The organism is Roseivirga sp. 4D4, from assembly GCF_001747095.1.
Lineage (GTDB): Bacteria > Bacteroidota > Bacteroidia > Cytophagales > Cyclobacteriaceae > Roseivirga.
The window spans coordinates 221834-248729 of record NZ_MDGP01000001.1; the positions used below are offsets into that span (position 1 = coordinate 221834).

Consider the following 26896-nt stretch of genomic DNA (forward strand, 5'->3'; position numbering starts at 1 on the left):
GCATCCTGACTAGCGCTCACCTGTCTGCCTGGCGGCAGACAGGTGCGAACCAGATGTGCTTAGTTACTTTCCTTGTGAAGCTTCTGTTTTATACTTCTGTTCCATAGTGACCTTTTCAGATTGGCTTTGGAGGTAGAATCCCAAAAGAAGTAATGCTATAAGTAAGAATGCCTTTTTCATGACCATATTTTTTGACCGATTGATAGATCAAAGGTTGTCAGATATCATCACTATTGAACCCACTCTTAGGTAAACCGTCAGATTTAATCGGTAAACAAAGTATTCTCTCTATGAAATTCCTCTGTCTAGTGTGCACTGGTCTTTATTGTTTGCTTGATATCTTGAATATGGGTCCGCACTGCAAGCCTGCCTGGCGGCAGACAGGTGCGAACCAGAGAGGATATAAAAAGCAGTCCGACCGCTTTGAACGGTCGGACTGTTCTTGTTAGCAATCGACTTAGGCTAGCTTCTCTTTAAAGAAGCCAATGGTTCTTTCCCAGGCCAAGGTGGCAGCAGCTTCGTCATATCTCGGTGTAGTATTGTTATGGAAACCATGGTTAGCTCCTTCATAGACAAAAGCCTGGTGTTCTACATTGTTGGCTTTCAGTGCTTCTTCGTAAGCTGGCCACCCTGCATTCACTCTTTTATCCAGTCCGCCATATTGCAACATTAATGGAGATTTGATTTTTGCCGTGTCCTCTGCTGAAGGTTGACCACCATAAAAAGGGACTGCGGCTGATAAGGTAGGGATTCTCACAGCCATCATATTAGAGATCCAACCTCCAAAGCAAAAACCAACTACACCAACCTTACCGTTGCAATCAGGATGTTTCACGAGGTAATCATATGCTGCGATAAAATCTTCGAGCATCTCATTACGATCTCGTTTACGTTGCATTGTTCTGCCCTCATCATCTGTACCCGGATACCCGCCTAGAGGGGTTAGTGCATCTGGAGCAAGTGAAATAAAACCATCAACAGCCGTTCTTCGACCGACATCTTCAATATATGGATTCAGGCCACGGTTTTCATGAACCACCACAACACCCGGAACTTTTCCAGAAGTGCCAGTCGGCTTGGAGAGTAATCCCTTGATGCTTCCACCACCTTTGGGTGAATCATAATTGATATAATCTGAAGTTAAACGTTCATCGCCTTCTTTGATCAGTCGGGTCGTTTGATAGTCAGGCATCATGCTGCTCATCAAACTTGATAGTGTCAAGCCACCTATAGCGTAAACCGAAAGCTTTTCAACAAACTTTCGTCTGTCGATTTTATTATGCGCATAGTCATCGTATAAATCGAAGATTTCCTGATTGATTTCGTCTTTAGATAGCTTTTTCATGATAGTGGTTTTAGAATGGTTACATCAAGATAATCATTCTACACCATTTATGTTCACCAATACTTGAAGAGTGGTTTGAATATCAGCCTGTACTCTTAAGTCCTCCGGCCAGGGCATTAACAATCAGCAACTGATTATGAAGACTCTTTTGCTTTGATGTCTCGGTTTGCTGATCACTGGCTTTTGCCGATCTCCATTGCTTAATTTGATCGAGCTGAATTTGATGGAGAGGTGCCAGTCCTTGGTTTCGAAGCTGATTGTCTTCATACTTGGCAAAGCGCCTTTTTTCACGATGGCCTCCCAGGACTTCATCTGTTAGGTCTAATGCGAGCTGATAATCAGCTAGTACCAGATCAGTGAGTTCCGCTGCCACCGCTTGGTCTTCCATAAGTGCCTTAAAGGCCAGCACAATCTCAGTATCCACTCCCAAAAGGTTGGTTTCTAATTGAATCATTAAGTATTTGAAAAAAGACCAGGATTCGGCAAGCGTTTTCAGCTTTTCAAAGTCTTCTGGCGTTTCCTCCTTGATCTCTTTAAGGCTTTGGCCCAAGCCAAACCAGCCTGTAAGATTAAATCTGGCTTGACTCCAACTGAATACCCAAGGGATTGATCTTAAATCATCTAATGAAGTTTGCCCGGTTCTGCGTGAAGGCCTGGAACCAATTTTACTCTCCTCCAGAACATCGATAGGCGTTACCTGTCGGTAGAAAGGAATGAATTGAGGATGATCGATCAGCGATCGGTATTTCTTCTTTGACTTTTCTTCTAATCGATCGAGAATCGAATAGGCGAATTCGTGTGGATCTTCCGATCGCTTGTCAAGCGTTTGCCATGCCGATCCGGATAGCTGCATTTCTAAATGATAAGTCGCATTTAAAAGGTTCGCGTATTGATTAGCAATGGTTTCACCCTGAATAGTCATCTTGATTTGTCCACTGACCGATCCTGGAGGCATACTGTGTAAGAATCGATGGATTTTACCGCCACCACGACTGATCGTTCCACCGCGCCCATGGAAGAAGTTCAGTTCAAAGCCATGCTTTTTGGCTACTGCCGTTAAGATTTTTTCTGTTTTGTAAATGGTCCATCGACTGGAAAGAATACCGCCATCTTTATTGCTGTCGCTATAGCCCAGCATTACCTCTTGAATCTTTTCCTTCCCTTCGAACCTGGGTTGGGTGATGGGGTGCTTCAAGTAATCTGCGATGATATGCTCACCTGCTTCCAGGTCCTCAATGGTCTCCAGAAGAGGAGCTACCTGAAATGGTTCGTGATCGAGGCCTACCTCTCTAAAGAAGAGGAAAACGACCAGGATATCACTGAGACTTCGGGTCATACTGATGATAAAAGATCCGATGCCGTCTGGCCCATAAGCATCCACGTGATCTTTGATTACCTTGAAATAGCTGATGACTTGCTCAGATTCACCTTCACATTTAAAGCCGGGCATCAAAAAGGGTCTACTCGTCTGTAGTTCCCGATTGAGGAACTCCATTCTTTTATCTTCCGACCACGTGCCGTAGTCATAGTCTTCAAAGTCTGCCATTTTCAGGATCTGGCTAATGGCCTTCTCGTGATAGGCACTGTTCTGACGAATATCCAATTTGGCCAGGTGAAAGCCGAAGCAAATGAGTTTTCGCTCTATGGGGAAGATGCAATTCCTGATCGTTCTGTCTCCATTAACTTCTTCCAGTGATTTTTTGATCGCTTCAATATCACTCAATAGTTCAGAAGCATGCACATATTGAGGTTTAGAAAGTGTCTTTGTGTTAAGACTGTTTTTGAGTTTGAGTATCATCAAACCTGTGAATTGTCTCCAGGGCTCTCCGATATTTCGCTTGAGTATTTTTTTGCCAGCCACGCCCATCTCATCACTGAAGTCTTTGAGCTTCTGATCAAACCATTCGGGAACGCCCACCAGGTTTTCAGAAAAACTGAGCTGCTTAACGAGCGACTTAAGCGACTCCAGGTGAATCTGCAGGGCTAATTGTCTATGTACGCCCAATGTCTCTTTCGTAAAATCAGGAGTAACAAAAGGGTGCCCATCCCGATCACCTCCAACCCAGCTACCAAATTCAAGCACCGGATAGTGTGAGGCTTCCTTGAGCTGATCACTATCAAAACCGGCTTTATCCCAGGCATATGATAGTTTGTTATCAACTAGGTCGAGTGCCCTAGGGAAGACGTTTTTGAAATAATGCAAGATGTTATTCCGCTCATCTTCCAGTCTTGGTTTTTCCAGATATATGTCTCCGGTGCGCCACCAGCGCTCTAGCAGGGACATGATGTCTTTTCTAACCTTGTCTTTTTCTGAAACGGAGAGGTTAGGATTCTCACGCCTAACCAGAAGTTTGTAAAGCTCTCTCTGTATCTCGAGAACAGTTACACGTTTGGCCTCGGTAGGATGGGCCGTGAGTACGGGGCGCACCCTCATCTTTTCTAATTCTTTCAAGACATCTGAGGCATGAATGTCTTCGTCATTGAAGTGCTTAAGGGTTTCTGCCCAGGATCCCTTGATTCGATCTGGACTCAGGTGATTTTCGAGTTTCCTGCGGTGGTGCGTTGCATTATTTTCATCGATAAGATTTAGCAGTTGAAATGAGATGCTCAAAGCCTGAATAAATTTCTCTGTTTCGATTTGTTCAGGAGATATCTTGCTCGGCTCATTCACCCAGGGCATTGTTTTGGCAATACCTTCTTCTCCTAAGGCCAATAAGACCTCTTGAAACGCTTCAATAAGATAATAGAAGTCTGCTTTGTTTTTGCGGATACTCTGCTCGCCTAGTTCATCGATTGTCATGGTGGGAATTTTACTTCAATATCCATCACAAAAGCTATAGATGAAAGTGCGTGTATCAATAACTATGAAATCGAATGAAATGTCAGTAAATGACTTTTTACAAGATCTCTGATTACAAGTAGTTAGAATGCTACCTTTGGAAGGCACAAATAAAAAAAATGAGCAAAAGATCCCTAGTCAAGTACTTACAATCCCTAGACAAAAAAGAATTAGAAGATCAGGTCTTGGATCTGTATACGCGCTTTAAGCCTGTGCAGACTTATTACAATTTTGTCTTCAACCCTAAGGAAGATAAGTTGGTAGAAGAGGCGAAAATGAAGATTGCTAACGAGTACTTTCCTGTAAAGAGAAGAAAGCCCAGAGCACGAAGATCAGTAGCTCAGAAGTACATCAAACAGTTCTTACTCTTAGGGATGGACCCTACCTTGATTGCAGAAGTAATGCTGTTTAATCTGGAAACGGCTCAGCGATTCAATGAAAAGAAGCGGATCAATCAAGATGCCTTTTACAAAAGTATGTTTAATTCTTTCGATCAGGCGATTGCCCATATCGAGACTAGTGGCCTTCGGGCTGTATTCAAAGACCGAATTCTAAACATTGTAGAGACGGCCTGGGATCAGGAGTGGTTTAATGCCGAGGGGATGGAGGATAAGGTCGCGAGTTAATAAACGGTCGGACCGCTTAAAGCGGTCCGACCGATAAATGAAACCTTACTCTAGAATTTTGTCTAATACATCAAAGGCCATCTTGGTCTCCCCAACAAATCGGTAAAGTATTTCTCCCTCAGGACTCAGGATAAATTTCGTAGGGAAGCCTGCGACATTGAGTTTCAGCACGAGGTCTTGCTCACCGTCTTTGTCCAGAATTTGCTGCCAGTCGTAGCCCTTCGGTTCTACAAAGCGCTTGACTTTTTCCATGGTATCGCCATTGTTTACACCCAATACTACTAAGCGATCGGCATACTTTTCTTTATATGCTTTGACAGTAGGCATCTCAGCAATACAGGGCGCACACCATGTTCCCCAGAAGTCGATTAAAACGTACTTTCCTCTTAGGCTATTCAACTCAAATGGTTCTCCATCCATAGATGCTGATGTGCTAAAGTTGGGCATAATCTTGCCCACTTTTGTTGACTCAATGCCTTCCACACGTTGGGCAACAGCATCATAGAAAGGATATTGAGCAAGGTTGGTGTCCAGGGACTTAAATAGAGAAATTGCTTCCTCCTGAGTAACATGACTGCGAATCATCATGTCCGATAAATACCAGGCCGCAGCTTCCGAACCTGAGTTAGCCGACACGAAAGCCTTCTTTTTCTCAACGACTTCTGCATTGATCTGAGCCATTGAGGTTTCCAAATCAGCGCGCTTGGGATCTGCTTCATCTAAGGTATTGATCTCAAGTTGCATGTTGATGGCTTCATTCATCATCGGAAAGATGACTTTATTAATGGTCGCCAGCTCATCATTGGCTTTTGTGCCAGTGGGGTAGGCGTTAATGAAGTCTGTTACCTCTCCCGTAAACTTGATTTCATCTCCTGGGCTAGCTAAAAAGGCAAACTGGCTTGATTTGGCTGGATAGTAACCTCTACCGGATCGTTTGATAGTTCTTTCCACATTGGGCCAGAAGATGATGTGAGTAGGGGCCTCGATTTTACCAGTGTAGGTAAATTTGTTGTCCTTTACGAAAACAGAATCACTCACCCTTTTTCCTTCAGCATCCCTGTAACTATAGGACATGAAATCTGTGTCAAGTGCTTCGACAGTGCCTGATACAGTGAATGAATTCGGATCTTGTGGTGCCTCTGGAGCGCAAGCGAAAAGCAGAATGATGGATAGCAGTGCTAAGCTTGATTTGGTAAATGTTGATTTCATTAACATCAAATTAGAGAAGCTTTCGGCAAAGATGCTAATGAAATCTTTCAGCCGGCTACTCTGATCTCAAGACATCAACAGGGTTTCTGTAAGAAGCTTTGAAGGTCTGAAAGCTCACTGTTACCCAGGAAACCAATAGAATGGCTGAACCTGAGATTAAAAAGTGCCAAGGCTTCAGGTCGATCGCATACTTAAAGTTCTCTAACCAGTCTTGAGCAATGAAATAGCTTAGGGGTAAGCCAAAAGCCAGGGCAACAAGCACCATTCTCGCAAAGTCAAGCGAAAGCAGTTTCACAATTCTCCAACTGCCTGAGCCAAGCACTTTACGTATGCCAATTTCTTTGGAGCGCTTTTCGGCCGTAAATGCTGTTAAACCGAGAAGGCCCAGACAGGAGATGATAACTGCCACTATAGCGAAGAATTGGGCAAGTGATGAGACTCTTTTTTCACTTTGGTACATGGCCTGATAATCATCATCAAGAAATCGATATTCAAAGGGAACTCCATTGCTGAATTCTTCAAAGCGCTCTTCAATCTGACCTAGGGTATTCGCGATTGTGCCGCTTTGAATTTTTACGATCGTGCTGTTTAATACTGGGTAGGCCTGAATAAGGGTGGGTTGAATAGTTTCATAAAGGGACTCTGCATGAAAATCCTTGACTACCCCGATGATCTCCCTCTCTTTACCCCACAACTTTACCACCTTTCCAATAGGATCTTCAAGCCCCATTTGTTCAATGGCAGTTTCGTTGAACATAATTTTGGACTCTTCATTCTGTCGATTTCCATCGAAGGCCCTGCCAAGCACGAGTTCTATGCCCATGGTCTCAATAAAGCCAGCGCTCATTTCCAGGTTAATGAACATCAACCGTTTATTAGGATCTTGACCTGGGTAGCTCAACCCGGTACTGCCATGGTCTCCTGTCAAGTCATGGCCTGTAGAGGCAGTATTGATGATGCCGGGTATGACATCCAAAGAAGATAAAAAGCCCTCATAGGCAGAATCGTCTATACCCGTATTGTCAAATTTGATCACATTTTCTCTATTGTATCCAAGGTTCTTATTTTGAATGTAGTCGACTTGCTGAGAAATGATTAATACACTAAAGATCAGTATGATGGACACTGAAAATTGGAAAACTACAAGTCCTTTTCTGATAAATAAATCGCTGAAGTTTTTGACCAATTTCCCTTTAAGCGATTCTGTTGTTTTGAGCTTTGATAAATAGAGTGCAGGATAGCTTCCTGCTAGGAATGAGGTGATTAAGACAATCAATCCGGTGCCTACTAGCATTTCTTCAGATAGACTGATCGTGAGCGATTTGCCCGTCACATGATTAAATTGAGGTAATAATAGGCCGACTATGCCAAAGGCGGTGATCACACTCATGATCGTAAGCAAAAAGGATTCAGTATAGTATTGGCCGATCAGCGCTTTTCTCTTTACGCCAAGTGCCTTTTTCACTCCAATTTCTTTAAGCCGACCTGCTGCCTTAGCCGTACTGAGATTCATAAAATTGATACATGCGATAGCAAGAATGATCAGCGCTACCACCGAAAAGAGGCGCACGTAACTGATTCTGCCTCCTGCCACTTCGCCATTTTCATAGGAACCCCTCAGGTACCTATCGGAATACTTCTGAATGAAGAGGGTAGATTTTGAGATCTTCAGCTTGGTTTGAAGAAACTTTTCGACTTTAGTATTGAAGGCTTCTGGAGATGCCCCTTCTTTCAAAAGGACAATGGCATCAGGATTCGTATTGCCCCAGTCCTCCATGTATTTATAAGCAGACATCATCACCTCGGCATTCAGGAGCATATCGAACTGCGTTGTGGCATTTTTGGGTACATCTTGGAAAATGCCACTAATCAAATAATCGCCTGTGGAGGCCCGGCTCTCGTTCCATTGGAGTGTTTTACCAATAAGGTTGTCTGTAGTTCCATAAACCTTTCTGGCAAGGCTTTCTGAAATCAATACATCGGACTTGTCATTTAAAGCAGACTTAGGATTACCCGCCATGAGTGTAAGAGAAGTGACCTGGATATATTCAGGATCGACATATTGAGCCCGAGCCCTGAATTGTTCTTCGCCTTCTGCAACATAACCTTTTGTACCGAAGAACTCTGGAGGCCAGACCATGGAAGCGGCCTCAACTTCGGGATAGCTAGCTATTAGCTCTTCAGCCAATCTACCGGGCATAGAGGTTGTGGTTTCGATCTGGCCGTTTTCGGTGCGATTCCTTAATACCTGATAAATACGATCACCGTTGTCGTAAATCTTGTCTATCGAAAGCTCATCGGTTACCCAAAGGTAAATGAGTAGCGTGCAGGCAAGGCCACTTGCCAAACCAAGCAGGTTGATGAGAAAAGTACTTTTGAAGCGCTTGAAGCTTCTAATTGAAATGAGAAGATTGTGCTTTAACATGGCGATTTTGTTAGTTGAGTATTGACTTTTTCCTTTGAAAAAAAGATAGATAACAACGCTGATTGCCTCTTTTAAGTAGAGCCATTTAGCCTTGCGAGCTCCTTTGATTTTCACATTTCGATGGAATAATTCTTCCATGTCCCAAAGGGCAGTAGACAGGAAATCATAAGAGCAGAAGCTCTCTAGTAACCACTTTGCAAATCGGGGAGGTTGTGGTTTTCTTGGATCTGCGTTCATGGTTTGATCAAGTCTTACTTATGTTTATTACGAAAAAGAGAGTAAATATTTCAAAGGGTTGCACCTTACGGAATAAATTTCACTAAATCAGTCTTCTTTTACTCAGACCTGAGGGAATCAACAGGGTTGGTACTCGCTGCCTTCATGGTCTGGAAGCCAACGGCTAACCAGGCAATTAGCAAGGTAAGCAGTCCCACAAATGCAAAGTTCGAGACCTTCAGGTTGATGCCATAAGCAAAGTTGCCAATCCAGGCGTCAGCCATGAAATAGCTAATGGGTAAGCCTATGAGTAATGCGAGTATAACCATCTTACTAAAGTCAGTGGACAGGAGGTAGATGATGTTTGCTGCACCAGCACCAAGTACTTTTCTAATGCCGATTTCCTTAGAACGCTTATCTGTTGTGAAGGCTGCTAAACCGAGTAAACCTAGACATGAAATGATAATGGCAACACCTGCGAAGTAGCGCGAAAGCTGTGATATACTGAGTTCTGACTTATATACTGCTTGAAAATCCTCATCAATGAATGTAAAGTCGAAAGGCACTCCTCCTAAATGCTCATCGTATATGTCTTCCACTTTATCAAGTGCTTCGAAATTAGCTCCCGACTGCAATCTGATTAATGTGTATTCTAACTCATCAGTCAATTGTATGTATAGTGGGTGTATGTCGTTGTACATAGATTGAAAATGGAAGTCTTTGACCACACCGATTATTTCTGATTTTTCGTTCTGTACTTCCACGACTTTCCCAATGGGGTCTTCAATCCCCATAAGTTTGATGGCTGCTTCGTTGAAAATCATTTTGCTACGGCCGGGCTCATCTCTTCCCATTTGGTAACTCCTTCCTGTTGCCATTTCAATTCCCATTGCTTCCAGGAAATCATAACCCACTTCAATTATTTCAAAATAGCTTCTTTGATTTGGATCTTTTCCAGGCCAATTAACCCAGCTGGTTCCTCCATGCATGCCCGTGGCATCATCTATTGCTCCGGCTACGCTCATTACTTCGGGAATGTTCCTGAGTTGCTCTTGAAAAGCTCGATAACCGGGACCATCTTCCACTACATAATCGAAGCGGAGGAGATTTTCACGATCAAAACCCAGGTTTTTTGACTGGATATAATTGATTTGCTGGGAAACTACCATGACAGCGGTGATAAGAATTGCGGAAATGGCAAACTGAAAGACTACTAAGCCTTTTCTCAACCAGGTATCACCGAAGGTCGTTTGAAGTTTTCCCTTGAGCATGGAAATAGGGTGGAGGCCAGATAGATATAGGGCAGGATAACTACCAGATAAAAGGCCTGTCACTAATGTGATCAAAAGGGCTGAAACGATAAGGTTCAATTCAAATGAGAGGCTCAAAGATTTACCCGTGATCAAGTTGAATTGCGGAAGGAACGCATAAGCCAGAAATAAGCCAGCGAAGAGGGCAATAAAGGAGAGCATTACAGACTCAGACATGTACTGCCATATGATCGTTTTTCTCCTCGCACCAATAGCCTTCTTGACCCCGATTTCTTTCATCCGATTGCTGGCTTTGGCTGTAGTTAGGTTCATGAAATTGATACTGGCAATCACAAGTATGAAAAGGGCTACCAGACTGAAGAGACGCACATATGTGATTCGACCCCCAGTCTGTTGTGCATTGCTAAATGTGCCGTACAAGTATCTGTCGCTATATTTTTGAACCTCAAGTGTGTTTTGCACATTTTCCATTTTGGTAGTCAGAAAACGCTCGATTTTTTGATTGAAGGCTGCCATATCGGTGCCCTCTTTCATGAGCAAGTAAGTTCTTTCATTGTTACTGTTCCAGTTACTGTAAGGTGCATACCTTTCAACAAGGAGTTCCATGGAAAACAAGAGATCAAATTTTCTTGAAGACTGCTTAGGTGATTCGAAAATGCCTACTATTTGGAATTCCCCTGACATCCGTTCTTGATCCCAACTTATGGTTTTACCAACTGCTAGCTCTTGCTTATCGAATAATTTTGCAGCCAACTCATCGGATATTAAGACTGATTTGGAATTTGGTATGGGATTGTCCTTGTCGCCTCTGAGCAGCCTGTAAGAAAAGATATTGAAGAAGTCTGGATCGATTTGATTGTCCTTGGCTTTGAACTTTTTTTCACCATAACCGACAATTCCAGGAGTTTCAGCCCAATCTTCATTAACAGAAATTGACTTTTCTACTTCTGGGAATTCTTCCAACAAGCTAGCCGCTAGCATGCGTTGTGTAAACTCATCAGTCTCTACTTCGTCTCCCCAATGATTGTGTTGAAGGACTATATAGAGTTGATCGTCATTTTCATGGAAACGATCTATGCCAACTTCATCACTTACCCAGAGATAAATGAGTAGGGCACAGGCCAGACCACTAGCCAAACCAATGAGGTTGATAAAGAATGTACTTTTGAAGCGTTGAAAGCTTCTTATTGAGATTAGAATGTTGTGTTTGAACATAGCAGTTTTGTTGATTGAGTATTGACTTTTTCCTTTGAAAAAAAGATAGATAACAACGCTGATTGCCTCTTTTAAGTAGAGCCATTTAGCCTTTCGAGCTCCTTTGATTTTTGCATTTCGATGGAATAACTCTTCCATATCCCACAGGGCGGTAGACAGGAAGTCATAAGAACAGAAGCTATCGAGTAACCATCTGGCAAATCGTGGTGGCTGTGGTTTTTGTCGCTCCAGACTCATGATTTGAGCAGATTGATTTTGGTTTGGGGCAAACGATCGAAGAGAGAGTTTCGCATAGCTCGCGCCTCATCGAGTACCGCCATACCTTCTTTGGTAATATCGAAATACTGTTTTCTCCTGCCTCCTTGCTTTTCGGTGATTCCACCAATTCTGGAATTCACCCATCCCTTTTCTTCCAGTCTCTGAAGGGCAGAGTAAAGGGCACCAAGACTGATGTTTTTATTGAGTTGTTCTTCAAGTTCGAGTTTGATGGTGACTCCATATGCGTTGTCTTGAAGTACCCCCGTGGTCAGTAGAACGAGCTCTTCGAAGGCTCCTAAAGTTACTTTCTTCATTTACTCTCTTTTTGGTAAGAAACAATAAAAATGAAAATATATTACGGAAAAGAGAAGAAATATTTTCTAAAGTTGCATGAGCATTTAAAAGTGGACTAATTTATTGCTGACTAATAAGATGGGTCGGCACCTAATCCTTCTCGGTTTTTGATTCTCCCCCGCTACTCTTCTGCCGAAGCTTGAGCGCAGAAACTGGCGAGGGTGGGGGGATTCCTCCTCCGCCCTTTGGGTACCCTGCCTTTGCCGGCAGGCAGGCTCCTCTAGAGGAGGACATTTTATTCGCTCCTCAAACTCTCTGTTACATTTACTTTGGCCGATTTAGCTGTCTGAGAAATAATTGTAAGCCAAGCCACGACCATCATGAGTACTCCGGCTATCATGAAGTACATTGGGTCCAAGCCAATGCGGAAAGCAAAGTCATTGAGCCAGTTTTTCATGAGGTAATAACTTACCGGTAAGGCTATTAGAATCGCTATAAATACTAAAAGGATGAAGTCTTGAGAGAGAAGCCTAACAATACCAGTTCCACTGGAACCTAAGACTTTTCTTATCGCAATTTCCTTAAACCTTCTTTGTGTGCTAAATGCAGTCAAGGCCAACAATCCCAAGCAAGAAATGGCAATGGCTATGCCTGCAAAGTATTTGGACAGTAGGGAAACACGCTCTTCTGAAGCATAAACTGCCTGATAGTCATCGTCCAAAAACTTGTATTCAAAGGGGTATCCTTCGTTTAAGCTTTCATACAGTTTACCAATTCGGGCGATGGTTTCTCTTTCAGTACCGGCCTGTATTTTGACGATGAATTTTTCTGCTCTATCACTAATAGAAAAGAAGAAAGGCCGTACTTCCTCTTGTAGCGATTGAAAGTGAAAGTCTTCTACAACCCCAATCACTTCTTTTGTTTTTGCCCTTGGATTCAAGTTGCCAATCTTCTGACCAATAGGGTTTTCTAAATTCATCATTGAAATAGCAGCCTCATTTAGAATATAGGCATCCTTATCGGTAGGGAAGTCCTTCGAAAAATCTCGACCTTCTTTAATCTTGATACCTAACAGGTCGATCAGGTCATAGCCACCACTCATTCTGTAGAACCTCAGGCTTTTGTCTTCATCGCTCATGCCTTCCCATTTGAGGCCTTGTGTGTAGCCTATTCTGCCAGGTAGGTCACCATTCATTTGAGATGCATTGACTACGCCAGATATACTTTTTACCTCTGTAAAAAAGGCTTCGGAGTTTTCTTTGAGTTTACCTTCTTTTTTAAAAGTGATGATATGGTCTTTGTTATACCCCAGGTTGGTCGTCTGAATAAACTCAACCTGTTTGTAGATCACGATGACGGATACGATCAAGGTGACAGAAATAGCGAATTGAAAGATAACCAGGCCCTTGCGAAGCCAAAGTCCTTTTGCTTCACTCTTTAATTTACCTTTTAGCGCTATAACAGAGGCAAAGCCTGAAAGCAGAAGCGCAGGGTAAATGCCTGAAACTACTCCTGTGAATAGGGTGATCGATAAAATGCCTACAATGACATTTTGTGATAGTTCCAATGTCAATTCTTTGCCAGTTATTACGCTGAATTGAGGTAGCAATAATAATGTGATGCCCATTGCGATAGCCAATGAGAGGAATGCCATGAAAATGGATTCTCCGAAATACTGATTGATAAGTGCTTTTCGGCTAGCGCCAATTGCCTTTTTTACGCCAATCTCTTTGATTCTCCTAGAGGCATTGGCCGTTGAAAAGTTCATGTAGTTGATACAGGCAATGGCTAATACGAATAGTGCGATAATGGAGAATATTCTGACATAAACTATTCTTCCTTCAACAGGTACACCGTTTTCGTATTTGCGATAGAGGTAGCGCTCTGAGTATGGTTGTGCATATAAAATGTCTTTCCAATTCTCAGATAGTGTTGATAGATAGCTTTTGAGCTTGGCGTTAAACTCAACTAAATCAACCCCTTCTTTTAGTACCAAGTGCGCCTGTGTACCGCTATTGTACCATTGCATCATGTCGGGAGTTCGAAACAGCTCATAGCTGAAAAGCATGTCAAATGCCGTTGAACTATTCCGAGTTGGTTTGAAAACTCCCGAGACGATATAGCTTCCTCCATAGTACTCATCTCTGAATTCTACTAACTCACCAATCGCTTTTTCAGTAGATCCGAAAAGGGATAGGGCAAGACTTTCGGAAATGGCTACTTCACCTTTTTCTGTTAGTATTTCCTGCTTATTTCCATGAATGAAATCTCCCGGAAATACGTTGAAATAGCCTTTGCCAATGAATTGATATTTGGCCCTTAAATTATTGTCTCCAACTGATAGCACCCCTTGATAACTAGTTCCAGCATGTACAGGGAAAGAATACTCAATTTCAGGTAGATCTTTGGGTAGTCTTTCGAATAGCGGGTTAGGCGTTCCTCCTTCCGTTTCTGTGAAATAGCTGCCAGATGTTGGATAAGAGTGCATCACCTGAACATGCCGATCACTATCTTTTTCATGAAATCTGTCTGTGTTGATCTCATCATTGACCCAGAGGTAAATCAAAAGGGCACTTGCAAGACCAGTGGCAAGTCCGAATAGATTAATCAGAAAGGTGCTTTTATAGCGCGAGAAGCTTCTAAATGAGATAAGAATGTTGTGTCTGAACATGGCTGTTGTATTTGCCCCGAAGCTTCGGGGTGACCGATAGTTTTTGAAGGCAAAAGGTCTCATGTATTTAAAGACCTGGTACCAATAATTTCTCTTGGCCCTAAGCTTTGACCGATTATCTAGGGTATGGTAGAACTTCTCCTCCAGGTCTCCCAGCACCTCTTCTGACAACTCGTCTTTGAGAAAGCATAGAAGTAGTTTTTCTGCTAGGCGAGGAGGGTTAATATGGTTTTTACCTCGATTCACTCAGACCTTAATCTTGTTGCAGGGTTTATAAGGGCTGCTTTGATTGATTCAAAGCTTACCGTAATGATGGCAATGACGAGTGCCATTAGCGATGCCAAAGCAAAAATGGTCCAGGACAGACTGATACGATTGGTCATGTCGCCTAGTAACTCATCCATGAGCAACCATCCCACTGGAATTGCAACGGCTATTGATATTAGTATCAATTTGATGAAATCTCCAGCGAGCAATTTGAAAATCATTTGAGCACTTGCTCCAAGGACTTTTCGTACACTGACTTCTTTTATTCGCTGCTCTACGGAATATGCAGATAAAGCGAATAACCCAAGGCAGGCAATCGTGACAGATAGAACGGAGAAAATGATCAGAAGAGTTTTGGCCTTAATCAGGTCTTCATACATGCGTTGAAAGCGCTGATTCATAAAGCTATATCTGATGGGCTGGTTTGGTTTGAATCCTTCCCAGACCGAATTGACAGCAGCTAAAGTCTGTTCTATATTAGATGAATTTAACTTCAAGGAAATTGTTTCTCTTCCCTTACCACGTACCATTGCTAAAGGTCGGACTGTACTGGTCAATGACTCAAAATAAAAGTCTTTGACAACTCCAATGATGCGATAAGTACCATCAAACATATCTATCACTTGGGTGTCAATGGGATCATCAAGTCCGAATTGATGTGCCATGCTTTCATTAATGATGATCGATGTTTCGTCCAGGGATTGATCGGTGAAATTTCTGCCACTGACTAATTCCATACCCATGGTCTCTAAATAGTTTTCGTCAACCATCCATCGGGCTGCCTCGAAACCTTCTTCCAAGCCTTTCTTTTCAACCAGTTCGAAACCAAAATTGGTATTGCGTCCACCTTCTACGGGTAAGTAGTCGCCTAAACTAGCACTTTGAATTGCTGTTATTCGCTCTAGTTCTTCCTTAAAGACCCCCCTTTCATTTTCCTTTAGGCTATTTAACCCGAGTATGTTTACGACTTGTTCCTTTTCAAAACCGAGAGACTTGTTCATGAAGTGTTGGAACTGTTTCTGTGTAACCATGGCAGCAATGATTAGAATGACTGTTACGGTAAATTGGAAGACAACCATGCTGTTTCTGAAGAAGGAAGTGCTTGCGCCACTGCTAGCCTTTCCTTTTAAAACCTCAATGGGATTAAACTTGGAGAGGTAGAAGGCAGGATAAATACCCGAAAGAAAACCTATCAGGAGGGCTCCGGACAACAGGGTGGGGGCAAACCACCAAGAGGACCAAGGAATGACTAAAGCTTCTGCCGAAATTTTATTGAATAAAGGCATCAGCCCCCATGCAATCAAAGTGCCTAAAACGACTGATAAAAGGCTGTAAAACGATGATTCCGTTAAGTGCTGAACGACTAAACCAGACCTTTGTGAGCCCACGACTTTTCTTAAGCCAACTTCTTTGGCTCTTTTGATAGATTTTGCCGTAGACAGGTTGATGAAGTTTAAACAGGCCAGTAGGAGAATGGTCAAAGCAACTCCACCAAAAATCCAAACGATGTCGTGAGAGCCATGAGTCATATTGTCACCAATATTCTGTTTATTCAAATAGATGTCTTCAACAGGTTGTAGGTAGTAAGATTGATGTTTTTGTAAGTCTTCTAAGCCATTTTTACCAATTTCCCTGTACTTGTCCATGACATAGGTGTCTCTGACATTGGTCAATTTTTGCTCTATAGCTGTCTTGTTTGCGTTAGGTGTTAGTTTGACGTAAAAATTATAGTTGGTGCAACACCAACCCGAAGTACCTGGCCCAGACTTACGGTCTTTCAGCGTCATGATGAAATCACCTTGGAGGTGAGAGGTCGAAACAAAATCTTCAAATACCCCACCAATGGTATAGGCTCTTTCTGTATCATCATTCAGTATTAGCTGCTTTCCCACAGGGTTTTCATTGGGAAAGTATTTGTCTGCCTTCGATTTGGAAATGGCAATGCTATTTGGGGCGTTCAATGCTTCCTTTTGGCTGCCATAGACCATTGGTACCTCAAGTATTTCGAATAACTCAGGGTCTGCATAGAAGAAACCACCTTCGTATATGTTGTTAAGTGTGTTGGATGGACGGATATGGTTTTCCCCAACTTTTCCCCACCTCCAAAGTACCACCCGTGCTACAAGATCGATTTCCGGAATGTTATCCTCCAAGACAGGCTTGAATGGTCCTTCGAGGTTGGTCCACATCTCCGAGTATTCCTCACTTTGATAGTTGTTGGCTATTCGATAAATGCTTTCCTGATCTTGATAGTGCTTGTCATAGCTCAATTCGTGGTTGATGTATAATGAGATGAGGATGCATGCTGCTATGCCCACAGCGAAACCTCCAATTTTAATGGATGAGAAGGCTTTATCACGAAGTAAGTTTCGCCATGAAACCTTAAGATAATGTCTTTGCATGGTTGCTATTTTGGGTAACCTGAGTCTTGTTTTTTTGATGGCAAAAGGCCTGAAGTATTTCATGACCTGAAGCCAATAAATTTTCCGTGCCCCACGATGTCCTTTTTCTTCAAGAACCTTGTAGAACTTCTCATCCAGGTCGCCTAAAACCTCTTCCGCAAGTTCACTTTTCAAGAACCATAGAAGGAGTTTTTCGGCAATCCGGGGAGGAGCGATATTTCTATTGCTATTCAGTTCTTAATGATTTTACTGGGTTGGCAACGGCCGCTTTAAGCGCCTGAAAACTTACGGTGATAATTGTAATCAAGAGACCACCAAGAGCACCTGCGGCAAAAATCCACCAGTATAACTCTGTTTTTACTGCGTAGCCCTGAAGCCAGCCATCTAGAACAGTGTAAGACAACGGTATTGATATCACACAGGACAAAAGCACCAGTAGGGCAAAATCTTTTGATAGTAACCTCCAAAGGGCAGTGACGCTGGCGCCAAGTACTTTTCTAATTCCAATTTCCTTGGTTCTTTGCTCTGCCACATATGAGGCTAAGCCAAACAAGCCAAGACAACTGATGAAGACAGCTAAGATGCTTAAGAACTGCGCCAGGCTACTAATACGCTGCTCTGCTTCAAACTTTGCATTGTAATCATCATCAGCAAAAGTGAAATCAAATGGTGCTTCGGGAAACACTTCGCTGAAAACCTTTTCTACTACTGGAATGGATTGACTTGCACTAACATCAGGGTTGAGTCGAATGTATAGCCATTGCATGAAACCTTCATCGAGGAACATGACCGACAATGAAGTCTGATCGAAAGGAGAACCCTTGATCATGTCTTCTACAACGCCAATGATGGTGTAGGTCCTGGATTCTCTCCAGCTAGGGTTGTAAGTAACTGTTGTGCCCACTGGGTTTTCTAACTTCATGGCCTCCATGGCCGAGCGATTAATGATGATAGCTCTATTGTCAGTTTCGAATTCCTCAGAAAAATCTCTTCCGGCAATGAATTTCATGCCCACAGCATCGGCATACCCATGTGATATGCTAATGGTGTTGAATGATTTGGTAAAGTTTGGATCCATACCGTCCCAAGTGAAGCCTGGGTTCCAGCCCAGTGTATTTGTTACCGGATAATTAGAGTTTCCTACTGCAACAGCCATCCCCGTTTTCAATAACTCCTCTTTAATCACCTTTCTTTTAGAGATTAAGTTAGGGGAAGCTGGCCTTATCGAAAGCATCCCTTCTGGCGAATAGCCGACTGGTCTTTGCTTAGCTGTTTGAATTTGATTGTTCACTGTTATGGTGCCAATGATCAGGGCAATTGATATAGTGAATTGGAAGACCACTAATACTTTTCTAGGAATTGAAGCTCTTTTTCCTCCTGTTAAAGCACCTTTTAGGGCCTTAATAGGTTTGAAAGAAGATAAGTAGAAGGCCGGGTAAGATCCGGATAAGAGAGAGGTCAACACAACAAACCCACTTGTTAATAACCAGAACTGCGTGCTTTGCCATGGTGCCGAAATGGCTTTGCCTGAAACGCCATTGAACCAAGGGAGCATCGCAAAGAGCAAGAGTAATGATAAACCGAATGCCAGAATGCTATAAAGGAATGATTCGATGTAGAATTGGGCGATCAACTGCTTTCTAAGAGAACCCAGTGTTTTTCTGATACCCACTTCTTTAGCTCTTTTCTCTGACCTGGCTGTACTGAGGTTCATGAAGTTAATACAGGCCAGCACTAGTACGAAAAGCCCAATTATTCCATACAGCCAAACAAAATTCATGGCCTGACTTCTAATCGGCTCACCGTCTTTCCATTCTGAATTTAGGTGCCAGTCTTTCATAGGGTGGAGGAAGAACTCCATTTCAGTTGATCTGGCGTAGTCATTTAGGTTGGGCTGGAATGCCTCATTGATGAGCACACTAAGCGCTTCCGGCTTTACATTGGGCTTGAGTTGAACGTAGATGTCAACATTATAGTTTTCCCATATATTCATATTGTCTGGGCCTACTACTAATTCAATTCTAGCAAAGTATTTGCCTTCTGAAAATTTTGAGTTGTTGGGAATGTCTTTGTAGACACCGGTTACCATTAGATCGGCTCCAGCATCCATTTTGACTAATTTGTTCATTGGGTCCTCGTCCCCGAAAAGCCTTTTGGCAAAAGACTCTGAAAGTAGGATGGAGCCCATGTCCGTCAAGCCATCATGAGTTCCCCTAATCATTTCAAGACCAAGCATAGCAGGGGCACCTGCTTGCATAAAGTGCCCAACTTGCCTGTATTTATTGTCACCATTACTGATTACTCTATTTTGTGTCCTGGCACGAGAAATTACCGTGTTCTCAACCATGTCAGGATAACTCGTGCTGATATAGGTGCCCATGCCTGTTACCAAGGCATTGTTGGTATAAACCTCTCCATCTTCTTTTTCATGACGGAGCAGCTGATATGTAGTCTCAAAGTTGCTGTGAGACTTGTTGAAGGCGAGTTCATCTTGAACCCATAAACCAATAAGCATGGCCACAACAAGACCCATGGCAAGTCCTGATATATTAATAAAAGAGTAAGCTTTGTTTTTCAGCATCTGACGATAGCTGATTTTGAAGTTGTGCTTTATCATACTGTTGTTGTTAAAGAGTTTTGACCTTAAAAATTTAAAGGCAAAAGGTCTCATGTAATTGATGACCTGATACCAGTAGTTGCGTTTGGCCTTTCGGCCAGAGAATTTTTGAGTTTGAGAATAGAACTTCTCATCCAAATCGCCCAAAACTTCCTCTGCTAAGTCTTCTTTTAAAAAGAATAGCAATAGCTTTTCAGCCAGTTGGGGTGGGGTGATATGGTGATTGTTGTCTTTCATTTTTGTCCCCCGCTGGCGGGGGTAGGGGGTGGTAATACCTCCTCCGCCCTTCGGGCACCTCCTCTTGAGGAGGAAATCAAATGTTAAAATTCAAATTGCCACCGGCAAGGGAAGGGTACTGATCCCATAGAGAGATTTTAAAATCTCTCGACTCTTGCAAGGCACGTTGTCCTGAGGCGGTTATCGTATATATTCTTTTTCTTCTTCCGCCACGTTCGGCAGTTGAAGCACCCATTTCTGAGGTGAGAAATCCTTTTTCTCCTAATCTGTTCAGGGTAGAATGGACTGCACCTATTGAAACGGCACGTTCTGTCTGTGCTTCGAATTCTTCTGAGATTTTGAAAGCATAAGCTTCTTTATCAAGTATGCCTACTAGCAGAAGAATGGTCTCTTCGAAGTCTCCTAATTTTGTCTCCTTCATAATGTATGTTACTAGATTGTAGAACAAATATACGGAACGATTATTTAATATGTTCTACTTTTTAGTAACTAATAGATGCAAATGGGCCCCAGGGGTTGCATGAAGGGATAAAAAAAGTTGCACTTCGAACAATTCTTTCTTTAGAAGAGATAATATTGTGGCTCAGTCATATTCAAGAGTTGAAAAGTAAGTATCCGTTCGACCCCTCTTTAAAGCATCACCTGTTTGTGGCATTTGGTATTGCTGTTTGGGTGTTCGTATTTCTGTATTTCACCGAGCCACTAGACGTAAGCGAACTTAGTTCTAGCGAGAAACTCTTGTATATGCCCCTATATGGGATTTTCACCTCAATCTGTTATCTACTGACCCTCCCATTTCAGCAGTGGCTCTTCAAAAGCAATAATCAACGCTGGTCTCTAGGGAGTGAGCTGCTTCAATTTTTGGTTTTGGTAGTTTTGGGCTTCGTGATTACTCGATCTGTCTACTACTATATTGTGATGGATCAGCACCCAAATGCTTACACCTTATACTACTTTGCTAGGGCAATCTATCTGCCAGGTATCCTAACAATCTTTCCCATTATAGCCATTGGTCGTTGGTCTTTTGGTAAGTACAAGGAAAAGAAACTAGAGGAACAGAAAATAGAAATCAAGGGGAGTGGTAATTATGAAAGCCTTAAACTGCTGCTGAATGATTTGATCTGTATTCAATCCTCCGATAACTACGTAGAGATTACTTACAAAGAGGATGGGTTATTGAAAAAACAGTTAATTAGGAATAAGCTTGCGGATGTAGAGATCGCTCGTCCAGAGTTAATCAGAACGCATAGATCATTTCTTATAAATCCCTTCCATTTTAAACAATGGAGAACCGGAAATCGGAAGATAAATGTGGTGCTTTCAAGTGACATAGAAGTGCCTGTCTCCAAAACATATCAGCCTGTAGTAGAAGAGGCTGTCAATTCCACCACAGAATAGTGCGTTTTCGCCACAAGGCCCTATAAATAGGTTTAAAGGGCGATCTCTGTTTGTACGTTTGGGTCATCAGTCCCCCGAAGCTTCGGGACAAAAACAAACAGAAATGAAAAAGTTAATCACATTATTCGCATTCATTACACTTAGTATTTCCCTTTCCGCACAGTCTAACTGCGACTGTAAAGCCGAGCTTGAATTTGTCTATGAGCAGATGCAAACCATGGCATCCTTTAAGTCTCAAATTAAAGGCCAAAAGATTGAGGAATTTGAGGTTACCTACCAAAAATTGTCAAGCAATGTTTCTACAGATATGAACAAGGCGGAATGCTATGTTCAGATGAATCAGCTCTTAAGTTTGGTTAAGGACAAGCATGCCGGAGTCTATGAGGTGGGTCCCGATTATACTTATGAAGATACCCTTGACTCAGCCTTCGTTTTAGCCTATAGAGAAACGAGAGATTTTAAGGATTTTCCAAAAGTTGACCTCGACTTGGAAAAGTTGGTTGAAGACTTGGGCCAGAAGTCACTCACTGATGTGGAGGGCATCTATAACATCGGTAGTTCAATGAAGGTCGGTGTTTATCGAATAGCCAATTCCGACAGCCTAATGGGTGTAATGCTCGAGTCTAAACTCGGGGTCTGGGAACCGGGCCAGATCTATTTGTACATGAAGGCAACCGACAAGCCCAATCGCTATGATATTGTTGCCTATGGACAGGTGCATAAGAACCTGCTTTTTTATAACGATCACTTGGTCTCCAATGGCATTCTTATGCGCAATGTGACCAAGGAATGCTTATCTGATAACTTTATTCATGTGGATAGAGAAGCCCGAGAGGCTTATCAGTTAATAACTCTTGAAAATGATATCCAGTATGTGTGGTTCGATAGCTTCTCAAGGTTTGGCAATGCAAAGAAACGAGATGCTATTGTCGAGCAGATACAGAAAGAATTAACCGCCTCTAACCTCATTGTTGATTTGAGGAATAATGGAGGAGGAGCAAGTAAGATATCTGTGCCGATCGTTAAGGCGATAAGAAAATCAGGCGTAAAGGTTTATGTGCTCACCAACTTTGCTTCTAGTAGTAATGCGGAGCAGACTACTGTTCGTTTGAGAAACATCAAATCTACTGTTCACCTAGGTCAAACCACATATGGAGCGATTGCCTATGGGATCAACTATGGCACTACATATGAATCACCTTCAGGTCAATTTTACTTTGTGCCAACAGACATGAAATTCAATCATTTCCTAAAGTATGAGGAAGTAGGTGTTCAGCCTATGATCGAACTTAGTTCTGATTCTGATTGGATTGAGCAAACCATCAATATCATTAAAACTCAAGATCAACAATAATGAAAAGTTTGTTAACCAGAATTCTGGTGAGATGTGTTTGACTAATGTGTCGATCCAACAAGAAGCCATTCTGACTTATCGGAATGGCTTTCTTCATTTAAAGACAGTCATTTCATACAAATAGGATATTTCGGAATCTTGTACCTTGATGTCTTATTCACTGGAAATGAAAAAAGGAAATGAAGGCAGTACTTCGGCACTCTATGTCTGGAATGGCATAAGTATGTTTTGGGGTACTTCTTTCCATACCGACCCACATTCTCATAATACATTGCAGCTAGTTTTCGATATGGAAAAAAGCTTCCTCTTGAAGGATTCTGATTCTGACTGGATGGCTCACAGTGCAGCATTAATTGCGGCAGATCACGTTCACCAACTAGATAGCAATGACAGCATACAGTTGTTTATTTATTTGGATGCGGAAAGTAGCTATGCGAAGTCATTGGATCATAAATACCTTAGTGATAAGAGGATTTGTCCATTACCAGGAAAGCTCCTTAGGGATTTGAGTAATGATTTTTTCAAAAAACTATTGCTCAACAGCGACTGTGATAGCCTTTTAAATGCCTGCCGAACCATACTCGATCAACTCTTAGGCCCTGACCCAAAACGTCAGTTAGATGGCAGGGTGTCTAAAGCTCTGGAATACATTACTCAAAACGCCAGCAGATCATTCAGAGTGAGCGAGATAGCAGATCACGTTTGCCTTTCCGAAAGCCGGTTCAGGTTTTTGTTTAAGAAAGAAGTAGGGCAGCCGATCCAAAATTTTATCCAATGGATGCGTGTGGTTGACTCATTAAACATGGTATTGCAAGGGAAACAAGTATCTCAGAGTGCGATTGATGCCGGTTTCTGGGATGGAGCTCATATGACCAGATCATATAAGAATGTATTAGGGATCGCTCCGAGCAAAGTGGAAGCCTTTGGTAAGGATCTTAAAATAGTTGCCTGCACGAAAGGCAGTTTACATTCCCTTAAGACCGAGATAAGAGCTGGTTGGGAAGATAAATCAGTAAGGAAAGTAATTCAGATATAATATGCGATATATGAAAGTGAAACTGTTAATGGTGTTGATGATAGCCATCACGTCCTGTGCGTCAAAGGCTCCATCATATTTTGATAAAGATGCTTTGGCAAACGAGATCCAACAACGCTTCAATGCCTTTGTTACTGGTATGAATAAGTTGGACGGAGAAGCACTATTGGACTTCTATTCTAATGACGAGAGATTCTATTGGGTGGAGGATGGTAAGATTCAGTACGCCAATAAAGAAGCACTTGCAGCTTCATTAAATGGGCTGGTCGGTATGCTTTCCTCTAGCAATATGAATGTGCTGAAGACTCGTGTAGAAGTGACCAGTGAAACAACCGCCTTATGCTATGCCGAATATGAGCAAGCTATGGTAATGTCATCAGGAGGAGGCTTCGACATCAATGGAGCCATGACTATACTTATGCAAAAGGAAGCAGGGGTTTGGCGTTTTTTAATAGGTCACAGTTCAACTAAAAAAGAGAGAGGTTGATATGGATTATAAACTAAGTCACTTCGCCATCTTCACAGAAGATATAGATCGGGCAAAGAAGTTCTACCATAAAGTCTTCAATTGGGGCTTCAATCACTACGGTCCAAACGACTTTGCTCAGATTAACTCCAACTCAGATGGTGATGGTCAACTGATAGGTGCCCTACAAGACCGAAAGTACCAATTGACCAACGAGAAGATTATAGGTTTTGAATGCAGTATTTCGGTGGATAGTGTCGATGAAATAACTCGGCTTGTAGTTGATGCAGGGGGAGAAATGCTCATGTCAAAAACCGAAATACCTCATGTGGGATGGATTGTGAAGTTCAAAGATACCGAAGGCAATATTGTCTGCGCAATGCAGTATCAAGACCACATCAGGGAGGCAATGAAAACGTCTTAATGGAGGATCATTTTTAGAAGCATCTCCAAAAATACTTGTAGGCTATTTCTTGCTGAACGGTCAATGTGCATTGTTGAAATTCCCTAAATTCAACTTTGAACTATCGATCCAACATCAGCATGAAATCAATTAAAAGCCTCATTTATGTCCTATTCCTTATAGGAATCTCTGTTGTGCTCAAAGGTCAGGAAGACTCGAAGGCAAAACCAATTCCAACACCAAAACGATTTCTCACCCATCACAATGGTGAGTTTGGCGGAAAGAAGATAAGGTATGACGTTTTGGGAAGCGAAATGCATCTGAAAAATGCCAAGGGAGAGCCAACTGGTTCAATGTGGTCAGTAGCCTATACAAAGTCCGATTTAGATAAGAAGATGGATCCCGCAAGTCGACCGGTGACCTTTGTTTTCAATGGTGGTCCTGGTTCAGCTTCAATGTGGTTGCACATGGGCTTTTTCGGGCCGAAGGTGATTCGTGTAGATAGCGATGCTAAGGAAGATGATGGTGGAGCACCTTATAACTTAGCAGTCAACGAGGATGCCCTTCTGGATATCACAGACTTGGTTTTTATAGACCCAATAGGCACTGGTTATAGCAAATTGATTGGCAAAGGCGAAGGCAAAGAGTATTGGGGACTGAATCAGGATGCACAGTCTATCGCCAAGTTTATCAGGCAATGGGTCACCGAGAATAACCGATGGATGTCTCCAAAATACATAGCAGGGGAAAGTTATGGAACTACCAGAGCTGCCGCGGTTGCTCAGGCGCTGGAAGGTGGTGGACAGAACCTGGCTTTGAATGGTTTAATTCTGATTTCTCAGGCGCTCGACTATCAAGGATCAACTTCCATCAATGATAACATTCGGTCATACATTACCTATTTTCCGAGCATGGCTACCACGGCATGGTATCACAAAAAGGCGGGTCAAGACAAGACCATTGAAGCTTTTGCACAAGAGGCGAGAGACTTTGCTTATGGTGATTATGTATCTGCATTGTATAAGGGTGATTTTATGTCTCAGGCGGAAAAAGAAGCTATTTCTGAGAAAGTGGCCTACTTTACTGGTTTGGATATTGAGTTTGTAAAGCGTGCGAACAATCGGGTTTTAATGGCCAGGTTCAAGAAAGAGTTATTAAGAGATCAAGGTTTGGCCATTGGAACGCTGGATGGTCGATACTTTGGTGATGATCCGGATGATACTGCTGATTCGCCAGAGTTGGGAGACCCTTCAGGCTATAAAGTCTCTGCTGCTTATACAGCTGCTTTGAACCATTATTTCAGGAATGACCTCAAGATAAAAATGGATGATCCATACTTAACCAGTGGAAGGGTTAGCCCTTGGGATTGGGGAAGCGGAGGCGAGCCAATGTATGTGAAGACCTCCAGAAGATTGGCCAACGCCATGCGTAGAAATGACAAAATGAAAGTACTGGTAGCATCAGGTTACTACGATCTGATTACACCCTTTTTCGATGCAGAAATAACATTCTCTAGAAATGCCATACCCATGGATCGGGTCCAGTTTACCTATTATGAAGGAGGTCATATGATGTATAACCATAGGCCAGCATTCAAACAATTGGCGAAGGATATTCGTGCTTTTATAGAGTCTAATTAAAATTTAGTACTGTGGGTAGAAAGAAACGAGATTCCGGTTTATACTATTTCATCCTAGAGATATTCTCAATTTTTCTAGGGGTGACTATTGCCTTCCTAGCTAGTCATTGGAATGATGTTAGAAAGGATAGAATTACTGAACAGAAGATTTTGGCTGAATTGAAAGTTGAGTTGGGAACTGACCTTTCAGATATTCAGAATAATATTAACGGACATAACCTGGGGCTTGTGGCTGTGAATCTCTTTCAGAGGTATTGTAACGGTCAACCGGTAGATTTAGACTCTCTGGGCCAATTTTTTGAGCGATTGCATAGAGACTATCTTTCGATTACCAATACCACAGCTTATGAAACTCTGAAGTCCAAGGGGCTTGAGATTATCACGAATGAAGAGCTTAGAAATGATATTGTTCGGCTATATGACTTTGAATACGAGATTCTTGAGAAGTTAGAAGAGCAATACACACCAGCTCAGTTCCATCAAAATTACTTTACAATACTGAGTCGGCATTTCAAGAACCATATGAAGGTTGAGGGTGGGAGCGTCATATTTACGAGGGCCTACGGTAGGGAGCCAGATACTGAAATCATGATGATTTTCAGGGAAATTGACAGCTGGAGGAACTTCCTAATGGCCTCATACCAGCAGGCGCAAGAAAGTATTGCCAACTTGACAAGGCAGATTGATAATGAACTAAAGGAGGACTAA

Annotated in this window: 18 protein-coding genes and 2 pseudogenes; 8 read left to right on the plus strand and 12 right to left on the minus strand. The window is 42.4% G+C overall.

Going from position 1 to position 26896, the window contains the following annotated elements; translation table 11 throughout:
• Positions 1–457: 457 nt before the first annotated feature.
• Together BFP97_RS00950 and BFP97_RS00955 are read right to left on the minus strand one after the other, a co-directional pair.
• Positions 458–1345: a dienelactone hydrolase family protein gene (locus BFP97_RS00950; protein WP_069840625.1), complete on the minus strand. Its 888-nt coding sequence runs from the start codon at positions 1343–1345 to the stop codon at positions 458–460.
• Positions 1346–1427: 82 nt separating this feature from the next.
• Complete coding sequence (locus BFP97_RS00955) at positions 1428–4145, minus strand: phosphoenolpyruvate carboxylase (protein ID WP_069840626.1); 2718 nt, start codon at positions 4143–4145, stop codon at positions 1428–1430.
• 158 nt (positions 4146–4303) lie between these two features.
• On the opposite strand from BFP97_RS00955, the gene BFP97_RS00960 reads away from it, so the two are divergent.
• The gene (locus BFP97_RS00960) at positions 4304–4810 is read left to right on the plus strand and encodes a DUF6155 family protein (RefSeq protein WP_069840627.1); all 507 of its coding nucleotides are present in this window, start codon (positions 4304–4306) and stop codon (positions 4808–4810) included.
• 45 nt (positions 4811–4855) lie between these two features.
• Here the strand turns inward: BFP97_RS00960 and BFP97_RS00965 are convergent, their stop codons facing one another.
• The 10 genes and pseudogenes from BFP97_RS00965 to BFP97_RS01005 all read right to left on the minus strand — a co-directional run bounded on the left by BFP97_RS00965 (position 4856) and on the right by BFP97_RS01005 (position 20313).
• The gene (locus tag BFP97_RS00965) at positions 4856–6019 is read right to left on the minus strand and encodes a TlpA disulfide reductase family protein (protein WP_170827374.1); all 1164 of its coding nucleotides are present in this window, start codon (positions 6017–6019) and stop codon (positions 4856–4858) included.
• A gap of 55 nt (positions 6020–6074) precedes the next feature.
• Entirely contained in the window at positions 6075–8681 is a 2607-nt protein-coding gene (locus BFP97_RS00975) for an ABC transporter permease (RefSeq protein ID WP_083262353.1), read from the minus strand.
• A gap of 98 nt (positions 8682–8779) precedes the next feature.
• Positions 8780–11383 carry an ABC transporter permease gene (locus BFP97_RS00980; RefSeq protein ID WP_083262354.1) on the minus strand — a complete coding sequence of 868 codons (2604 nt, stop codon included), beginning with the start codon at positions 11381–11383 and terminating at the stop codon, positions 8780–8782.
• Complete coding sequence (locus BFP97_RS00985) at positions 11380–11718, minus strand: PadR family transcriptional regulator (RefSeq protein ID WP_069840630.1); 339 nt, start codon at positions 11716–11718, stop codon at positions 11380–11382. Before BFP97_RS00985 ends, BFP97_RS00980 begins: the two co-directional genes overlap by 4 nt.
• A 275-nt stretch (positions 11719–11993) precedes the next feature.
• The gene (locus tag BFP97_RS00990; RefSeq protein WP_083262355.1) at positions 11994–14615 is read right to left on the minus strand and encodes an FtsX-like permease family protein; all 2622 of its coding nucleotides are present in this window, start codon (positions 14613–14615) and stop codon (positions 11994–11996) included.
• Positions 14612–16282: an FtsX-like permease family protein gene (locus BFP97_RS20895; protein WP_410527950.1), complete on the minus strand. Its 1671-nt coding sequence runs from the start codon at positions 16280–16282 to the stop codon at positions 14612–14614. The genes BFP97_RS00990 and BFP97_RS20895 overlap by 4 nt, the downstream gene beginning before the upstream one ends.
• Positions 16283–16312: 30 nt before the next feature.
• Positions 16313–17101, minus strand: a pseudogene (locus BFP97_RS20900) (ABC transporter permease); the annotation flags it as partial.
• Positions 17078–17272, minus strand: a pseudogene (locus BFP97_RS20905) (permease prefix domain 2-containing transporter); the annotation flags it as partial. The pseudogenes BFP97_RS20905 and BFP97_RS20900, both read right to left, overlap by 24 nt.
• A complete protein-coding gene (locus BFP97_RS01000) occupies positions 17265–19892 on the minus strand; it encodes an ABC transporter permease (protein WP_069840631.1) in 2628 nt (875 codons plus the stop codon). The pseudogene BFP97_RS20905 and the gene BFP97_RS01000, both read right to left, overlap by 8 nt.
• A 76-nt stretch (positions 19893–19968) precedes the next feature.
• Positions 19969–20313 carry a PadR family transcriptional regulator gene (locus tag BFP97_RS01005; protein WP_069840632.1) on the minus strand — a complete coding sequence of 115 codons (345 nt, stop codon included), beginning with the start codon at positions 20311–20313 and terminating at the stop codon, positions 19969–19971.
• A gap of 179 nt (positions 20314–20492) precedes the next feature.
• On the opposite strand from BFP97_RS01005, the gene BFP97_RS01010 reads away from it, so the two are divergent.
• From BFP97_RS01010 to BFP97_RS01040, 7 genes are all read left to right on the plus strand, one after another.
• The gene (locus BFP97_RS01010) at positions 20493–21290 is read left to right on the plus strand and encodes a LytTR family transcriptional regulator DNA-binding domain-containing protein (protein ID WP_069844141.1); all 798 of its coding nucleotides are present in this window, start codon (positions 20493–20495) and stop codon (positions 21288–21290) included.
• A gap of 103 nt (positions 21291–21393) precedes the next feature.
• The gene (locus tag BFP97_RS01015) at positions 21394–22644 is read left to right on the plus strand and encodes a S41 family peptidase (protein WP_069840633.1); all 1251 of its coding nucleotides are present in this window, start codon (positions 21394–21396) and stop codon (positions 22642–22644) included.
• 166 nt (positions 22645–22810) lie between these two features.
• Positions 22811–23680 carry a helix-turn-helix domain-containing protein gene (locus BFP97_RS01020; protein ID WP_170827375.1) on the plus strand — a complete coding sequence of 290 codons (870 nt, stop codon included), beginning with the start codon at positions 22811–22813 and terminating at the stop codon, positions 23678–23680.
• A 10-nt stretch (positions 23681–23690) separates the two neighbouring features.
• A complete protein-coding gene (locus BFP97_RS01025; protein ID WP_069840635.1) occupies positions 23691–24167 on the plus strand; it encodes a nuclear transport factor 2 family protein in 477 nt (158 codons plus the stop codon).
• A gap of 1 nt (position 24168) precedes the next feature.
• Positions 24169–24570 carry a VOC family protein gene (locus BFP97_RS01030; RefSeq protein ID WP_069840636.1) on the plus strand — a complete coding sequence of 134 codons (402 nt, stop codon included), beginning with the start codon at positions 24169–24171 and terminating at the stop codon, positions 24568–24570.
• A gap of 119 nt (positions 24571–24689) precedes the next feature.
• On the plus strand, positions 24690–26189 hold the full coding sequence (locus tag BFP97_RS01035) for a S10 family peptidase (RefSeq protein WP_069840637.1): 1500 nt from the start codon (positions 24690–24692) through the stop codon (positions 26187–26189).
• A gap of 11 nt (positions 26190–26200) precedes the next feature.
• Positions 26201–26896: a hypothetical protein gene (locus tag BFP97_RS01040; protein WP_069840638.1), complete on the plus strand. Its 696-nt coding sequence runs from the start codon at positions 26201–26203 to the stop codon at positions 26894–26896.

What these genes read in the sequence shown, in the direction of transcription:
- BFP97_RS00950 (WP_069840625.1), bottom strand. Translation starts at nt 1,345, where the DNA reads ATGAAAAAGCTATCTAAAGACGAAATCAATCAGGAAATCTTCGATTTA.
- BFP97_RS00955 (WP_069840626.1), bottom strand. Translation starts at nt 4,145, where the DNA reads ATGACAATCGATGAACTAGGCGAGCAGAGTATCCGCAAAAACAAAGCA.
- BFP97_RS00960 (WP_069840627.1), top strand. Translation starts at nt 4,304, where the DNA reads ATGAGCAAAAGATCCCTAGTCAAGTACTTACAATCCCTAGACAAAAAA.
- BFP97_RS00965 (WP_170827374.1), bottom strand. Translation starts at nt 6,019, where the DNA reads ATGAAATCAACATTTACCAAATCAAGCTTAGCACTGCTATCCATCATT.
- BFP97_RS00975 (WP_083262353.1), bottom strand. Translation starts at nt 8,681, where the DNA reads ATGAACGCAGATCCAAGAAAACCACAACCTCCCCGATTTGCAAAGTGG.
- BFP97_RS00980 (WP_083262354.1), bottom strand. Translation starts at nt 11,383, where the DNA reads ATGAGTCTGGAGCGACAAAAACCACAGCCACCACGATTTGCCAGATGG.
- BFP97_RS00985 (WP_069840630.1), bottom strand. Translation starts at nt 11,718, where the DNA reads ATGAAGAAAGTAACTTTAGGAGCCTTCGAAGAGCTCGTTCTACTGACC.
- BFP97_RS20895 (WP_410527950.1), bottom strand. Translation starts at nt 16,282, where the DNA reads ATGGACAAGTACAGGGAAATTGGTAAAAATGGCTTAGAAGACTTACAA.
- BFP97_RS01000 (WP_069840631.1), bottom strand. Translation starts at nt 19,892, where the DNA reads ATGAAAGACAACAATCACCATATCACCCCACCCCAACTGGCTGAAAAG.
- BFP97_RS01005 (WP_069840632.1), bottom strand. Translation starts at nt 20,313, where the DNA reads ATGAAGGAGACAAAATTAGGAGACTTCGAAGAGACCATTCTTCTGCTA.
- BFP97_RS01015 (WP_069840633.1), top strand. Translation starts at nt 21,394, where the DNA reads ATGAAAAAGTTAATCACATTATTCGCATTCATTACACTTAGTATTTCC.
- BFP97_RS01020 (WP_170827375.1), top strand. Translation starts at nt 22,811, where the DNA reads ATGAAAAAAGGAAATGAAGGCAGTACTTCGGCACTCTATGTCTGGAAT.
- BFP97_RS01025 (WP_069840635.1), top strand. Translation starts at nt 23,691, where the DNA reads ATGAAAGTGAAACTGTTAATGGTGTTGATGATAGCCATCACGTCCTGT.
- BFP97_RS01030 (WP_069840636.1), top strand. Translation starts at nt 24,169, where the DNA reads ATGGATTATAAACTAAGTCACTTCGCCATCTTCACAGAAGATATAGAT.
- BFP97_RS01035 (WP_069840637.1), top strand. Translation starts at nt 24,690, where the DNA reads ATGAAATCAATTAAAAGCCTCATTTATGTCCTATTCCTTATAGGAATC.